Origin of the sequence: Streptomyces sp. NPDC049915 (genome assembly GCF_040656475.1) — a bacterium.
Taxonomy (GTDB): Bacteria; Actinomycetota; Actinomycetes; order Streptomycetales; family Streptomycetaceae; genus Streptomyces.
In genome coordinates this window covers 1-15,366 of sequence record NZ_JBFAMH010000015.1, presented here as the reverse complement: position 1 = coordinate 15,366, position 15,366 = coordinate 1, and the positions used below count along the sequence as shown (strand labels likewise).

General features: G+C 70.4%; 12 protein-coding genes. 8 read left to right on the top strand and 4 right to left on the bottom strand.

Annotated features, from left to right (window positions below; genetic code table 11):
- Positions 1-39: 39 nt before the first annotated feature.
- Together AB0J12_RS24420 and AB0J12_RS24415 are read right to left on the bottom strand one after the other, a co-directional pair.
- A complete protein-coding gene (locus AB0J12_RS24420; protein ID WP_363266510.1) occupies positions 40-3,723 on the bottom strand; it encodes an SCO5717 family growth-regulating ATPase in 3,684 nt (1,227 codons plus the stop codon).
- Positions 3,724-4,114: 391 nt separating this feature from the next.
- Positions 4,115-4,408: a DUF397 domain-containing protein gene (locus AB0J12_RS24415; RefSeq protein WP_363266509.1), complete on the bottom strand. Its 294-nt coding sequence runs from the start codon at positions 4,406-4,408 to the stop codon at positions 4,115-4,117.
- A 270-nt stretch (positions 4,409-4,678) separates the two neighbouring features.
- Between AB0J12_RS24415 and rpsO the strand changes: the two genes are divergently transcribed.
- The 5 genes from rpsO to AB0J12_RS24390 all read left to right on the top strand — a co-directional run bounded on the left by rpsO (position 4,679) and on the right by AB0J12_RS24390 (position 10,131).
- Entirely contained in the window at positions 4,679-4,966 is a 288-nt protein-coding gene (rpsO, locus tag AB0J12_RS24410; protein WP_055632174.1) for a 30S ribosomal protein S15, read from the top strand.
- Between the two features lie 326 nt (positions 4,967-5,292).
- Positions 5,293-7,512 carry a polyribonucleotide nucleotidyltransferase gene (locus AB0J12_RS24405; RefSeq protein WP_363266508.1) on the top strand — a complete coding sequence of 740 codons (2,220 nt, stop codon included), beginning with the start codon at positions 5,293-5,295 and terminating at the stop codon, positions 7,510-7,512.
- Positions 7,509-8,888, top strand: a complete 1,380-nt coding sequence (locus tag AB0J12_RS24400; RefSeq protein ID WP_363266507.1) for a pitrilysin family protein — start codon at positions 7,509-7,511, stop codon at positions 8,886-8,888. Before AB0J12_RS24405 ends, AB0J12_RS24400 begins: the two co-directional genes overlap by 4 nt.
- Before the next feature lie 24 nt (positions 8,889-8,912).
- Complete coding sequence (gene dapB / locus AB0J12_RS24395) at positions 8,913-9,665, top strand: 4-hydroxy-tetrahydrodipicolinate reductase (RefSeq protein ID WP_363266506.1); 753 nt, start codon at positions 8,913-8,915, stop codon at positions 9,663-9,665.
- Between the two features lie 13 nt (positions 9,666-9,678).
- Positions 9,679-10,131 carry a tetratricopeptide repeat protein gene (locus tag AB0J12_RS24390; RefSeq protein ID WP_363266505.1) on the top strand — a complete coding sequence of 151 codons (453 nt, stop codon included), beginning with the start codon at positions 9,679-9,681 and terminating at the stop codon, positions 10,129-10,131.
- A gap of 94 nt (positions 10,132-10,225) precedes the next feature.
- Here AB0J12_RS24390 and AB0J12_RS24385 read toward each other — a convergent pair whose 3' ends face one another.
- Together AB0J12_RS24385 and AB0J12_RS24380 are read right to left on the bottom strand one after the other, a co-directional pair.
- The gene (locus AB0J12_RS24385) at positions 10,226-10,786 is read right to left on the bottom strand and encodes a hypothetical protein (protein WP_363266504.1); all 561 of its coding nucleotides are present in this window, start codon (positions 10,784-10,786) and stop codon (positions 10,226-10,228) included.
- Positions 10,787-10,912: 126 nt separating this feature from the next.
- Complete coding sequence (locus tag AB0J12_RS24380; protein WP_363266503.1) at positions 10,913-11,152, bottom strand: hypothetical protein; 240 nt, start codon at positions 11,150-11,152, stop codon at positions 10,913-10,915.
- Positions 11,153-11,320: 168 nt separating this feature from the next.
- Here AB0J12_RS24380 and thyX point away from each other — a divergent pair, with 168 nt between their 5' ends.
- The 3 genes from thyX to AB0J12_RS24365 all read left to right on the top strand — a co-directional run bounded on the left by thyX (position 11,321) and on the right by AB0J12_RS24365 (position 15,018).
- Positions 11,321-12,055 carry an FAD-dependent thymidylate synthase gene (thyX, locus tag AB0J12_RS24375; RefSeq protein WP_363266502.1) on the top strand — a complete coding sequence of 245 codons (735 nt, stop codon included), beginning with the start codon at positions 11,321-11,323 and terminating at the stop codon, positions 12,053-12,055.
- A 211-nt stretch (positions 12,056-12,266) separates the two neighbouring features.
- Complete coding sequence (gene dapA / locus AB0J12_RS24370) at positions 12,267-13,166, top strand: 4-hydroxy-tetrahydrodipicolinate synthase (protein WP_363266501.1); 900 nt, start codon at positions 12,267-12,269, stop codon at positions 13,164-13,166.
- Between the two features lie 166 nt (positions 13,167-13,332).
- A complete protein-coding gene (locus tag AB0J12_RS24365; RefSeq protein ID WP_363266500.1) occupies positions 13,333-15,018 on the top strand; it encodes a ribonuclease J in 1,686 nt (561 codons plus the stop codon).
- Positions 15,019-15,366: the final 348 nt, after the last annotated feature.

Genomic DNA, 15,366 nt, shown 5'->3' with positions numbered 1-15,366 from the left:
GAGGGGCACCGGCCGCCCTTCCGTATGGCTGGCCTGAGGCTACTGCTGGGGCGGGGCCGGGGGGTACCCCGGCTGCCCCGTGTGCTCCGGCTGTCCCGGCTGTCCCGTGTGGGACTGCGGGTAGCCGTAGCCGGCGGGCGGGTAGCCGGGCTGCTGGGCGGGCTGGCCCGGCTGGCCCTGCTGGGCCGCCTGCGGATCGGGCTGCTGGGCGGGCACCGCGGGCTGCCCGGGCGGGGGGGCGGCCTGGGGGTACGGCTGTCCGGGCTGGGGAGCGGCCTGCGGGTAGGGCTGTCCGGGCTGGGCGGCGGCCTGCGGATACGGCTGCGCCGGCTGGGCGGTGGCCTGCGGGTAGGGCTGTCCCGGCTGCGGGGCCGCCTGGGGGTACGGCTGACCGTGGAACGGCTGGCCCGGCGCAGGCTGCCCCGCGGCCGGCTGCCCGGGCATCGGCTGGCCGGGGAAGGGCTGACCAGGGAAAGGCTGACCCGCGGCCGGCGGCTGGCCGGGGTAGGGCTGGCCAGGAGCAGGCTGACCCGGATACGACTGGTCGGGAGCCTGCTGACCCGGGTACGGCTGCCCGGGGGCCTGCTGGCCCGGGAACGGCGGGGCGGCCACCGGCGGCGGGTTGCCGTCGCTGGTCCACAGGCCGTGCGACTGCTGGTGCCGGACGAAGTCCTCGGCGACCATCGCCGCGAGGTTGAAGTACGCCTCCCGCACCTTGGGCCGCATCATGTCGAGGTCGACCTCGGCACCGGCGGACAGATGCTCGTCGAACGGCACCACGATCACCCCGCGGCAGCGGGTCTCGAAGTGCGACACGATGTCCTCGACCTTGATCATCTTGCCGGTCTCGCGGACCCCGGAGATGACGGTGATGGACCGGGAGACCAACTCGGCGTACCCGTGCGCGGACAGCCAGTCCAGCGTCGTACTGGCGCTGCTCGCACCGTCCACGGACGGCGTCGAGATGATGATCAGCTGGTCGGCGAGGTCGAGCACACCGCGCATCGCGCTGTACAGCAGGCCGGTACCGGAGTCGGTGAGGATGATCGGGTACTGCTTGCCGAGGACGTCGATGGCGCGCCGGTAGTCCTCGTCGTTGAACGTGGTCGACACAGCCGGGTCGACGTCGTTGGCGATGATCTCCAGACCGGACGACGCCTGCGAGGTGAACCGCCGGATGTCCATGTAGGAGTTGAGGTACGGGATCGCCTGGACGAGGTCACGGATGGTGGCCCCGGTCTCCCGGCGCACCCGGCGCCCGAGGGTGCCCGCGTCCGGGTTGGCGTCGATCGCGAGGATCTTGTCCTGTCGCTCGGTGGCGAGGGTCGAACCCAGCGCGGTGGTCGTGGTCGTCTTGCCCACGCCGCCCTTGAGACTGATGACCGCGATCCGGTAGCAGGAGAGCACCGGCGTGCGGATCAGATCGAGCTTGCGCTGCCGTTCGGCCTCCTCCTTCTTGCCGCCCAGCTTGAACCGCGAACCGCCGCCGACCGGACGGCTGCTCTTCGCCTTCTGTTTCTTGGAGTTGAGCAGCCGGTCGGAGGACAACTCCACGGCGGCCGTGTAACCGAGAGGCGCCCCCGGATTGGTGGGCTGCCGCTGGTCATGCTGCATGGGCTGCGGCCAGGCGGCACCGAGCCGAGGATCGACCGGAGGCTGGGGGGCTTGGGGGGCCTCGGGAGCCTGCGGGGCATGCGGGGTGTCCGGCGCGCCGGGGTACGCCTGCGCGGGCTGGCCGGGGTGTCCGGGCTGGCCCGGGTGGGCGGGCGGCTGCGGGAGTCCGTAACCACCGGGCTGCACAGGGGCGTTGGGCGCGGCGGACTGCTCCGGCTGCGCACCGGGGTGCGGGAAGCCGTACCCGGCGGGCGGGTTCGGCGCGGAGGCGGGCGCACTGTTCTGCGGGAAGCCGTAACCGCCGCCGGGCTGTTCGGGGGCGTTGGGCTGCGGGTTCGGTGCGGACGGCGTGGGCTGCGCGTGGGGCGCGGGCGTGCCGGGCTGGGGGAAGCCGTAGCCGCTGGGAGCCTGCGGCGGTGTCGGTGCAGGGGCTGCCGCGGGCTGCGGGAAGCCGTAACCGGCGGGCTGTTCGGGGGCGTTGGCCTGCGGGTTCGGGGCAGGCTGCGCGTTCGGTGCGGGCGGCGGGAAGCCGTAACCGGCGGGCGGGTACGGCTGGCCCGGCTGCGGCGCGGCGGGAGTGTTCCAGCCGGCCGGCGCGGGCTGCGGCGCCTGCGGCTGGAACGGGGGCTGCTCCTGCGGGGCGGCGGCCGGGGGCTCCGGCTGCGACTGCGCGGGCCACTGAGCGGCCGGGGCGGGCGCGGCAGGCTGATACGACGGCGGCAGCGGAGGAACCCCGGCCGGGGGAGCCGGCGGGGTGTTCCAGCCGGCGGGCGGCGCATTCTGCGGCTCCGGGGCCGCGGCGGGAACGGCGTCCCGCGGCTCGTCGGCCACCTCGGCGGCCGGTACGGCGTCGGCGGGCTCCTCGGCGGAGGGCGCGGTGCCAGCAGGCTCGGCCTCCGCCTCCTGCTCGGGAGCCTTGGTGGGGGAGTCGTGGCCGGACTCACCGGGGTCGTCGGAGCCGGCCGGTTCGACGTCCGCGGCGGCCTCGTCGGTCGACTGGGCGGACGCGGCAGATTCAGGGGACTCCTCGGCGGGCGCAGGCGTCTCGTCGTCGCTCTCCCCGGCGACGGCGTCAGAGTCGTCCTGCGCCTCTTCCGCGACCGACGACTCGGACTGCTCGGCCTCGGCGTCCGCAGAGTCGTCCTCGTCAGCGGTCACGCCGGCGCTCTCGTCAGCCGCTGCGGCGCCCTCACCCGAGGCGTCCTCGCGACCCTCGCCGCGTTCCTCACCTTCGGACCTGTCATCGGCCTTGGCCTCGACCTCGGGCTCAGCCCCGGCCTCGGGCTCAACCTCGGCCTTGGTCTCGGCCTCCTCCTGGACCGACGCGGCATGCTCGGCGATCTGCCGCTTCAACGCGACCGCCGAGAAGCGCATGGTGGCACCGCTCTCGATGTCCCCATTACCGGACTCGCCACCGACGTCACCGCCGGAGGAGGAAGGCGCGTCAGCCGAACCGGCCGCGTCCACCGAACCCGCCGCAGGAGCCACCGCGGCCCCCCACTGCCCCTGGAACCCCGGAACGGGAACGTTCGGCACAGCGGTCGGTGAAGTGGGGTCAGCCGACGGCGCCGGAGCAGCGGTCGCCGTCTCTGGCCGCGCCTGCTCCGCTTCCTGCGCAGCCTGAGGCCGCTGCGGCTCGAACCCGCTCCCCACCGGAAGCTTGGGCACGGCGACAGGGCTGCCGCTGGGCGGCGGAGGCGGCGTGTACGCAGCCCCCGGAGCCGGAGCCGGAGCCGGAGCCGGAGCCGGAGCCGGAGCCGGAGCCGGAGCCGACGTGGGCGGAGTGTAGGGCGCCGGAGGAGGCGGAGCGAAGGACGCACCGGACCCACCGGCCGCGTGCGGCGGCGGCGTCAGCCCGGGCAGCGGAACGTTGGGAACGGCCGCGGGCCCCGAGGCCGTACCGCCTCCCGAATCCCCCTCCGAACCGGAACCGGACGCACCGGCCCCCGACCCAGACCCGGAGCCCCCGGACGCGTTCTGCGTGTACCAGGCAGGCGGCGCGTAGTCGATGGTGAACTCGCCCGTCGTCTCGATGGCGGACTCCGCGTCGGGCTGGTCGTCGCCGGGCGTGGCCCAGCCCCCGCGGTTCCCGTCCCGATCGCTGCTCACAATTCCTCCTGGTGTGGTCGAGCACCCTCGAGCCGTGCCGGGGCGACCCTGACTTGTCGTTCGAGTGGTCCGAAGTGAAACGAGGTCGTCCGATCAGCGGCCCTCCCCCTGTGACGCAGACGCCGGTTCCACGGGTTCTGACGTCGCGCCGGTCCCAGCCTAATCACCAGGTACCCCACCTCGTCAGGCCCGTCCACCGCTTCGCACCGGCGCGGGACGCCGACACGGTGGCGAAATCACCTTATGTGAACGTCTTTCGTCCAGAAACCGGCCAACACGCCCTGCATGTCAGGTGCTTGATACGCCGGAAAAGAAAGGCAGGCACCCAAAGGGGAAGGCGCGGCACAACAAAGGGGCGGCACCCACGAGTGCCGCCCCGCATCGCTCACCGTCACCCGGCGTCCGCCCCACCACCCCCCCGCGTAGGCTCCAGGTCGAACTCGCCGTCCCGTGCGCCCAGGACGAACGCGCGCCACTCCGCCTCCGTGTACCGCAGCACGGTGTCCGGGTCGAGGGAGGAGCGCATGGCCACGGCTCCGCCCGGGAGGTAGGCGATCTCGACGCGCTCCTCGTGCTCCTCGGTGCCCGGCGCGCTGTGCCACTCGGCGCCGGAGATGTCGAGCGCGTACAGCTCGTCCCGCTCCCGCTCCTTGCGCGCCTTGATCTCTTCTGCCGACTCGGCCATGCCCCACCGGCCCCTTCGTAGAGGTAGGAACGATCAGTGGCCCTCACCCTAGTGGCCGAGCCCCCTCCGTCCGGGCGGTTCCGGGACCTGGTGAAAGGCGCCTGCTCGTGCCTGGTACCCTGGCTGACGGCCGTATGTGTACGCACCCCCGGAAGCCCTCGCGGGCCCTGGTGGTCGCGCCCAGCGGATCCCCGCCTCCCGAGTTGTGGAAGCTCCCCCGAGACGTAGACCGGGGGCACTCGGCGGCAATCACAGTATTGAGGAGTACGCGTGTCGCTCGACGCCGCTACGAAGAAGCAGATCATCGCCGAGTTCGGTCAGAAGGAGGGCGACACCGGCTCCCCCGAGGTCCAGGTCGCCATGCTCTCGCGCCGGATCTCGGACCTGACCGAGCACCTCAAGACCCACAAGCACGACCACCACTCCCGTCGTGGTCTGCTGATCCTGGTCGGTCAGCGTCGTCGCCTGCTGCAGTACCTGGCCAAGAAGGACATCCAGCGCTTCCGTGCGCTGGTCGACCGCCTCGGCATCCGCCGCGGTGCGGCGGGCGCCAAGTAAGACGCCGTGAAGGGAGCGGTTCCCTGGGAAAAGGGGGCCGCTCCCTTTGCTGTACGTGCGCACTGTCACTGCCCCTTTGTAGTGTGGTAGCACAACGCAATACGTACGACACCGCGTGATAAGGCCCGCCCACGGAGGGTAGAGGCTGACGCGTAAGACGAAGAGGAGAAGCGCACCACGCCGCCGCCGGTCCTCGGTAGTGGCCCCCGGGACAGTGAATCCCGGGTGCTTCGATCGAAGACCGGCCCGCACCGCACGGAGCGCTTCTCCGCCACCGTCCCCCCGCCACACGGGCGAGGAGGGACGAGGACGAGGAGAAAACACTAGTGGAGAACGAGACCCACTACGCCGAGGCCGTCATCGACAACGGCGCCTTCGGCACCCGCACCATCCGTTTCGAGACGGGCCGCCTGGCCAAGCAGGCCGCCGGCTCCGCCGTGGCGTACCTGGACGACGACACCATGGTGCTGTCGGCCACCACCGCCTCCAAGAACCCCAAGGACCAGCTCGACTTCTTCCCGCTGACGGTCGACGTCGAGGAGCGGATGTACGCCGCCGGCAAGATCCCCGGCAGCTTCTTCCGCCGTGAGGGCCGGCCGTCGGAGGACGCGATCCTCACCTGCCGCCTCATCGACCGCCCGCTGCGCCCGTCCTTCAAGAAGGGCCTGCGCAACGAGATCCAGGTCGTCTGCACGATCATGGCGCTCAACCCCGACCACCTGTACGACGTCGTGGCGATCAACGCCGCGTCCGCGTCCACGCAGCTGGCCGGCCTGCCCTTCTCCGGCCCGATCGGCGGCGTCCGCGTCGCGCTGATCCGCGGCCAGTGGGTGGCCTTCCCGACGCACACCGAGCTCGAGGACGCCGTCTTCGACATGGTCGTCGCGGGCCGCGTCCTGGAGGACGGCGACGTCGCGATCATGATGGTCGAGGCCGAGGCCACCGAGAAGACCATCAAGCTGGTCGAGGGCGGCGCCGAGGCGCCCACCGAGGAGGTCGTCGCCGCCGGTCTGGACGCCGCGAAGCCCTTCATCAAGGTGCTCTGCAAGGCCCAGTCGGACCTGGCGTCCAAGGCCGCCAAGCCGGTCGGCGAGTTCCCGATCTTCCTGGACTACCAGGACGACGTGTTCGAGGCGCTCACCGCCGCCGTCAAGCCCGAGCTCGCCCAGGCGCTCACCATCGCCGGCAAGCAGGAGCGCGAGTCCGAGCTGGACCGCGTCAAGGGCCTGGCCGCCGAGAAGCTCCTGCCGGAGTTCGAGGGCCGCGAGAAGGAAATCTCCGCCGCGTACCGCGCGCTGACCAAGCAGCTGGTCCGCGAGCGCGTGATCAAGGAGAAGAAGCGCATCGACGGCCGTGGGGTGACGGACATCCGTACCCTGGCCGCCGAGGTCGAGGCCATCCCGCGGGTGCACGGCTCCGCGCTGTTCGAGCGTGGCGAGACCCAGATCCTGGGCGTCACCACCCTCAACATGCTCCGCATGGAGCAGCAGCTGGACACCCTCTCGCCGGTGACCCGCAAGCGCTACATGCACAACTACAACTTCCCGCCGTACTCCACCGGTGAGACCGGCCGCGTCGGCTCCCCGAAGCGCCGCGAGATCGGCCACGGCGCCCTCGCCGAGCGCGCGCTCGTGCCGGTGCTGCCGACGCGCGAGGAGTTCCCCTACGCGATCCGCCAGGTGTCCGAGGCCCTCGGCTCCAACGGCTCGACGTCCATGGGCTCGGTCTGCGCCTCCACCATGTCGCTGCTGAACGCCGGTGTGCCGCTGAAGGCCCCCGTCGCCGGTATCGCCATGGGTCTGATCTCCCAGGAGATCGAGGGCGAGACGCACTACGTCACCCTCACCGACATCCTCGGTGCCGAGGACGCCTTCGGTGACATGGACTTCAAGGTCGCCGGCACCAAGCAGTTCGTGACCGCCCTCCAGCTCGACACCAAGCTGGACGGCATCCCGGCCTCCGTCCTGGCCGCGGCCCTCAAGCAGGCCCGCGACGCCCGCCTCCACATCCTCGACGTGATGATGGAAGCGATCGACACGCCGGACGAGATGTCCCCGAACGCGCCGCGGATCATCACCGTGAAGATCCCCGTCGACAAGATCGGTGAGGTCATCGGCCCCAAGGGCAAGATGATCAACCAGATCCAGGAGGACACGGGCGCCGACATCACGATCGAGGACGACGGCACGATCTACATCGGCGCTGTCGACGGTCCCTCGGCCGAGGCCGCCCGCGCCACGATCAACGGCATCGCCAACCCGACGATGCCCGAGGTCGGCGAGCGCTACCTGGGTACGGTCGTGAAGACGACCACCTTCGGTGCGTTCGTCTCCCTGCTGCCCGGCAAGGACGGTCTGCTGCACATCTCGCAGATCCGCAAGCTGGCCGGCGGCAAGCGCGTGGAGAACGTCGAGGACGTCCTCGGTGTGGGCCAGAAGGTCCAGGTCGAGATCGCCGAGATCGACTCCCGCGGCAAGCTCTCCCTCGTTCCCGTGATCGAGGGCGAGGACGGCGACGAGAACGCGAAGGACGACGCCGACCAGTGACGTCCCGTGGCTTCAAGGCGACGGCCCGCACCTCTTCGGAGGCGCGGGCCGTCGCCCGTACCCAAACCCTCATCAAGGGCGAGAACGGCATCGGCACGGTCCGCAGGACCACCCTCCCCGGCGGTCTGCGCATCGTCACCGAGACCCTGCCGTCGGTCCGCTCCGCCACCTTCGGCATCTGGGCGCACGTCGGCTCCCGCGACGAGACCCCGGCCCTGAACGGCGCCACGCACTACCTGGAGCACCTGCTCTTCAAGGGCACCTCCCGGCGCAGCGCCCTGGACATCTCCTCGGCCCTCGACGCCGTCGGCGGCGAGATGAACGCGTTCACGGCCAAGGAGTACACGTGCTACTACGCGCGTGTGCTCGACGCCGACCTGCCGCTCGCCATCGACGTGGTCTGCGACATGCTGACCGGCTCCCTGATCCTCGAGGAGGACGTCGACGTCGAGCGCGGCGCGATCCTCGAAGAGATCGCGATGACCGAGGACGACCCGGGCGACTGTGTGCACGACCTGTTCGCGCACACGATGTTCGGCGACAACCCCCTCGGCCGCCCCGTCCTCGGCACGGTCGACACGGTCAACGCCCTCACCGCCGACCGCATCCGCCGCTTCTACAAGAAGCACTACGACCCCACCCACCTGGTCGTCGCCTGCGCCGGCAACATCGACCACAACAAGGTCGTACGCCAGGTCCGCGCCGCCTTCGAGAAGGCCGGCGCCTTCCGCGGCGAGGACGCCGAGCCGATCGGCCCGCGTGCCGGCAGCCGGACCATCCGCGCGGCCGGCAAGCTCGAACTGCTGAACCGCAAGACCGAGCAGGCGCACGTGGTCCTCGGCATGCCCGGCCTGGCCCGCACCGACGACCGCCGCTGGGCGCTCGGCGTGCTCAACACCGCCCTCGGCGGCGGCATGTCCTCCCGCCTCTTCCAGGAGGTCCGCGAGAAGCGCGGCCTGGCCTACAGCGTGTACTCCTACACCTCCGGCTTCGCCGACTGCGGCCTGTTCGGCGTGTACGCCGGCTGCCGGCCCTCGCAGGTGCACGACGTGCTGCGGATCTGCCGCGACGAGCTGGACCAGGTCGCCGAGCACGGTCTGTCCGACGACGAGATCGAGCGGGCCATCGGCCAGCTGCGCGGCTCCACCGTGCTCGGCCTGGAGGACACGGGTGCGCTCATGAACCGCATCGGCAAGAGTGAGCTGTGCTGGGGCGAGCAGATGTCCGTCGACGACATGCTGGCCCGGATCGCGGCGGTCACCCCGGACGAGGTCCGCTCCGTCGCCCGCGACATCCTGGGCCGGCGTCCGTCGCTGTCGGTCATCGGCCCGCTGAAGGACAAGCAGGCCGCGCGGCTGCACGACGCGGTCGCGTAAGTCACTCCGTTAAGGAAGCAACAGATGAGCAAGCTGCGCGTGGCGGTCCTCGGTGCCAAGGGCCGGATCGGGGCCGAGGCGGTCAAGGCCGTCGAGGCCGCCGAGGACATGGAGCTGGTGGCCGCCCTCGGCCGCGGTGACAAGCTGGAGACGCTGGCGGAGACCGGCGCCCAGGTCGTGGTCGAGCTGACCACCCCGGCCTCGGTCATGGGCAACCTGGACTTCTGCGTCCGGCACGGCATCCACGCCGTCGTCGGTACCACGGGCTGGACCGACGAGCGCCTCGCGCAGCTGAAGGGCTGGCTCGCCCAGTCCCCGGAGACGGGCGTCCTCATCGCCCCGAACTTCTCCATCGGCGCCGTGCTGACCATGAAGTTCGCGCAGATCGCGGCCCCGTACTTCGAGTCCGTCGAGGTCGTCGAGCTGCACCACCCGAACAAGGTGGACGCCCCCTCCGGCACCGCCACCCGCACCGCCCAGCTGATCGCCGAGGCCCGTGCCAAGGCGGGCTCGGCTCCGGCGCCGGACGCCACGGTGACCGCCCTGGACGGCGCCCGCGGCGCGAACGTCGACGGTGTGCCGGTGCACGCGGTCCGGCTGCGCGGCCTGCTGGCCCACCAGGAGGTGCTGCTCGGCGGCGAGGGCGAAACTCTCACGGTCCGGCACGACTCGCTGCACCACAGCAGCTTCATGCCGGGCATCCTGCTCGGCGTGCGCCGCATCGTGAGCACCCCGGGCCTGACCTTCGGCCTGGAACACTTCCTGGACCTGAACTGAGCCTCTGACCCTCATGCGCGCGAAGATCACCTACCTCGTCACGGCCGCCGTCCTCGTCTTCTACTTCGTCCTGGTCGGCAGCCGCGGCGTCATGCTCATCCAGTCCGGCACCCCGCTGACCGTCACCTTCGGGATCGCGGTGCTGATCCTGCCGGTGATCGGCCTGTGGTTTCTGTGGAAGAACACCGAGTTCGTCCGCAAGGCCAACGCCCTCGCCGCGGAACTCGAGGCCGAGGGCGGCCTGCCGGTCGACGAGCTGAAACGCCTGCCCAGCGGCCGCATCGACCGTGACTCGGCGGACGAGGTCTTCGCCAGGCGCAAGGCCGAGACCGAGGCTTCCCCGGACGACTGGCGCTGCTGGTTCCGCCTCGCCGTCGCCTACCACGACGCCCGCGACACCCCGCGCGCCCGCAAGGCGATGCAGCGGGCGATAGCCCTCCACGAAGGCCGCCCGGTCCAGGTCTGACCCGGTCGTACGCCGAAGGGGCCGGTCCGCGTCCACACGCGGGCCGGCCCCTTCGCGCTGCGTCGTACGGGGGTGCCGGCGTCCGGGACCGCTCTCAGCCCCGGCGGTACTCCGCGGCCCACGCCTCCACCGCATCCGCCGCGCGGTCGAAGGCCTCGGCGCGGCTCAGGAAGTCCGCGTTGTGCGTGGTCAGCAGCGGGGGTACGGCGTCGCCGGCGCGGTCGGCACGCGCCAGGAGCAGCGCCTGCCCCTGCACCGTGCGCGGCAGCCCCAGCCAGCGCACCGGCTGCTGCACCGTGCGCACATTGACCACGCGCTCCCACCGCACCGTGCGCGTGACGAAGAAGCCCACGTGCCGCAGCCCGCGCGCGCTCACCCACACGCCCATGCGCAGCAGCCGTACCGCACCGGCGACGATCAGCAGCGCGACGCCGAAGACGGCGGCGGCTCCGCCGGCCGTGCCCGTCAGCGCGATGATCACGGCAGCGCTCAGCACGTACGAGGCCAGCAGCAGACAGAGCGCCGCCGTGCCGACCCGCCAGGGGCCGGGCCGGTAGGGGCGCCGCCAGCGGTCCCGGTCGTCATGCGGCAGGGCGACATCGTCGGCTGCCTCTGTGTCGAACGCGCGGTCGGCCGTCAGGAAGGGCAGGGGCACGGCTGGTCCTCACTCGATCCCGGCATCTGCTGTGCCCGGTGAGGCTATCCGGCCGCGCCCTGGCTCTCCAGCATTGGGGGCCATGGCGGCGCTGCACGCCCACGCCCTGACGGCCGTGGGTGAGCATCAGTGCCCTTGAGACGCCTGCGAGTGCTGGGGCGAGGTGGAGGAGTGATCCAGGCTCAGCGCCGGCATCCCCACCATCAGCGAGCCGACCAGCGCGGCGACGATGGTCAGCCCCAGCAGCAGCCGGCTGGTCAGCTGACCGGCGGACGCACGCTGAGGGGGCGGAGGAGTGACATTACTGCGGAACCTGTCGGCGTCGGCTATGAAGGCGAACGGGACGGGTTCACGCGGACCGGACATCGGGGGCGGGTCTCCTTTCGGGGACAGAACGGATCTTTGTCATCCGTAGAGACGAACGAACCGCCTCAAAGGTGCCCCGTTTCACCGACTTCTTGCAGGGCGGCGGCAAACCCGCCACTGGGTAGAGTGGCGTGGCCATACGACGAGACGGGAAGGCCCACCCAAACCGTGATCCCCGAGGATGACATCAAGATCGAGTTCCGCAGCGACGTCACGGTGGAGCTGGTGAAACACAGCGCGGCCGACTCCGACGTGCTGTTCGCCGCCCGGGTGTCCACGCTCGGTGAGCAGTCGCTGGACGAGCTGCAGAAGGACCCGGAGCGCTCCAAGGGCCTGATCAACTACCTCATGCGCGACCGGCACGGCAGCCCGTTCGAGCACAACTCCATGACGTTCTTCATCAGCGCCCCGATCTTCGTCTTCCGCGAGTTCATGCGGCACCGGGTCGGCTGGTCGTACAACGAGGAGTCCGGCCGCTACCGCGAGCTCCAGCCGGTCTTCTACGTCCCCGACGCCTCCCGCAAGCTGGTCCAGGAGGGCCGTCCGGGCAAGTACCGCTTCGTCGAGGGCACGCCCGAGCAGCACAAGGTCATGAGCGAGTCGATGGAGGAGTCCTACCGCCAGGCGTACCGCACGTACCAGGAGATGCTCGCCGCCGGTGTCGCCCGCGAGGTCGCCCGCTCGGTGCTGCCGGTCGGCCTGTTCTCCTCCATGTACGCCACCTGCAACGCGCGCTCGCTGATGCACTTCCTCGGCCTGCGCACCCAGCACGAGCTGGCGAAGGTGCCGTCCTTCCCGCAGCGGGAGATCGAGATGGTCGGCGAGAAGATGGAGGCCGAGTGGGCCGAGCTGATGCCGCTCACCTACGCCGCCTTCAATACGAACGGGCGTGTGGCGCCGTAACGGACCCCCGTTCCCCCGCTCGGTACACATGTACGGGTCAGCCTTGCGAAGTGTCCGTATTGCGGGGGTAAGAGAAGTTCATCTAGCCTGATCAAACGGACCCGGCACTGCTTGAACCCCCGAGCAGGCAGTGCCGGGCTCCTCTTTTGTCCTGACTTGCCCGGACCCCCGAGGGAAGACCCCATGGTGAGCAACGAGTAGCGTGTAACCCATGGCTCCGACCTCCACTCCGCAGACCCCCTTCGGGCGGGTCCTCACCGCCATGGTCACGCCCTTCACGGCGGACGGCGCACTCGACCTCGACGGCGCACAGCGGCTCGCCACCCACCTGGTGGACGCAGGCAACGACGGCCTGATCATCAACGGCACCACCGGCGAGTCGCCCACTACGAGCGACGCGGAGAAAACGGATCTCGTACGAGCGGTCCTGGAGGCCGTCGGCGACCGGGCCCACGTGGTGGCCGGCGTCGGCACCAACGACACCCACCACAGCATCGAGCTGGCCCGCGCCGCCGAGAAGACCGGCGCCCACGGCCTCCTCGTCGTCACGCCGTACTACAACAAGCCCCCGCAGGAGGGCCTGTACCGGCACTTCACGGCGCTCGCCGACGCCACCGAGCTGCCGGTCATGCTCTACGACATCCCCGGCCGCAGCGGCGTCCCGATCAACACCGAGACGCTCGTCCGCCTCGCCGAGCACCCCCGGATCGTCGCCAACAAGGACGCCAAGGGCGACCTCGGCCGCGCCAGCTGGGCCATCGCCCGCTCCGGCCTCGCCTGGTACTCCGGCGACGACATGCTGAACCTGCCGCTCCTCTCCGTCGGCGCGGTCGGCTTCGTCTCGGTCGTCGGCCACCTCGTCACCCCGGACCTGCGCGCCCTCGTCGACGCGTACGTCTCCGGCGACGTCGTCAAGGCCACCGAGATCCACCAGAAGCTGCTCCCGGTCTACACCGGCATGTTCCGCACCCAGGGCGTGATGACCACCAAGGCCGCGCTCGCCCTGAAGGGCCTGCCCGCCGGGCCGCTGCGCGCGCCCATGGTGGAGTGCTCGCCCGAGGAGATCAGGCAACTCAAGATCGATCTTGCCGCCGGCGGGGTACAGCTCTGACAACAGACTTCGCGCGGCCGTGCACACCCGCCCGCGCACCTGAGCTTCACAACTGAATAAGCAGGCCACCGGTGCCTGCGACACGACAACAACAACTGCTTCTGCACGAACGTCACACGCGCCACGTGCCCGACCGGTACGTGGCGTGCGTGGTGAGGAGAGTCTTTTGAGTCATCCGCATCCTGAACTGAGCCCGCCCCCGCCGCTCCCCGAGGGCGGCCTGCGGGTCACCCCGCTCGGCGGCCTCGGCGAGATCGGCCGGAACATGACGGTCTTCGAATACGGCGGCCGTCTGCTGATCGTCGACTGCGGCGTGCTCTTCCCCGAGGAGGAGCAGCCCGGCATCGACCTGATCCTTCCGGACTTCACGTCCATCAGAGACCGCCTCGACGACATCGAGGGCATCGTCCTCACCCACGGCCACGAGGACCACATCGGCGGCGTCCCCTTCCTCCTGCGCGAGAAGCCGGACATCCCGCTGATCGGCTCCAAGCTGACCCTCGCCCTGATCGAGGCCAAGCTCCAGGAGCACCGCATCCGCCCGTACACCCTCGAGGTGTCGGAGGGGAACCGCGAGCGCCTCGGCCCCTTCGACTGCGAGTTCATCGCGGTCAACCACTCCATCCCGGACGCGCTGGCCGTCGCCATCCGCACCCCCGCGGGCATGATCGTGCACACCGGCGACTTCAAGATGGACCAGCTCCCGCTGGACAACCGCCTCACGGACCTGCACGCCTTCGCGCGGCTGAGCGAGGAGGGCATCGACCTCCTGCTCGCCGACTCCACGAACGCCGAGGTCCCCGGCTTCACCGCACACGAGCGGGACATCTCCAACGTCCTGCGGCAGGTCTTCGCCGGCGCCCGCAAGCGGATCATCGTGGCGAGCTTCGCCAGCCACGTCCACCGCATCCAGCAGATCCTGGACGCGGCCCACGAGTACGGCCGCCGGGTCGCCTTCGTCGGCCGCTCGATGGTCCGCAACATGGGCATCGCGCGTGACCTCGGCTATCTGAGGGTCCCGCCGGGTCTGGTGGTGGACGTCAAGACGCTCGACGACCTCCCGGACCACGAGGTGGTCCTGGTCTGCACGGGTTCCCAGGGCGAACCGATGGCGGCCCTGTCCCGCATGGCAAACCGGGACCACCAGATCCGCATCGTCGACGGCGACACCGTGATCCTGGCGTCCTCGCTGATCCCCGGCAACGAGAACGCGGTCTACCGCGTGATCAACGGCCTGACGCGCTGGGGCGCGAACGTGATCCACAAGGGCAACGCCAAGGTGCACGTCTCCGGCCACGCGTCCGCGGGCGAGCTGCTGTACTTCTACAACATCTGCCGCCCGAAGAACTTGATGCCGGTCCACGGCGAATGGCGCCACCTGCGCGCCAACGCCGAGCTGGGCGCCCTCACCGGCGTCCCGCACGATCACATCGTCATCGCCGAGGACGGCGTGACCGTCGACCTGGTCGAGGGCAAGGCCAAGATCTCCGGCAAGGTCCAGGCGGGCTATGTCTACGTCGACGGTCTGTCGGTCGGCGACGTCGGCGAGCCGGCCCTCAAGGACCGCAAGATCCTGGGCGAGGAGGGCATCATCTCGGTCTTCGTGGTGATCGACTCCTCCACGGGCAAGATCACCGGTGGGCCGCACATCCAGGCACGCGGCTCCGGCATCGAGGACCCGGCCTTCGTGGACATCCTCCCCAAGGTCACCGAGGTGCTCGAGCGCTCGGCCCAGGACGGGGTCGTCGAGCCCCACCAGCTGCAGCAACTGGTCCGCCGGACCCTGGGCAAGTGGGTCTCGGACAACTACCGGCGCCGGCCGATGATCCTGCCGGTCGTGGTGGAGGTTTGACGCCCGGCCAAGCGTGAACCCGGAGCGGGGCGCCTCGATTTGCATCGAGGCGCCCCGCTCCAGTACGTTTACGGCTCCACCTCGACGGGAACCCGATCGCTTCATGCGCCGGGCAGCCCCCGAAGGGGGTGGGAAATCCGGCTCAGAATCTCTGATAAAGTCGGATGCGCCGGAAAGGGAAACGCGAGAGCGGGAACCTGGAAAGCACCGAGGAAATCGGATCGGAAAGATCTGATAGAGTCGGAAACGCAAAACCGAAGGGAAGCCCGGAGGAAAGCCCGAGAGGGTGAGTACAAAGGAAGCGACCGTTCCTTGAGAACTCAACAGCGTGCCAAAAGTCAACGCCAG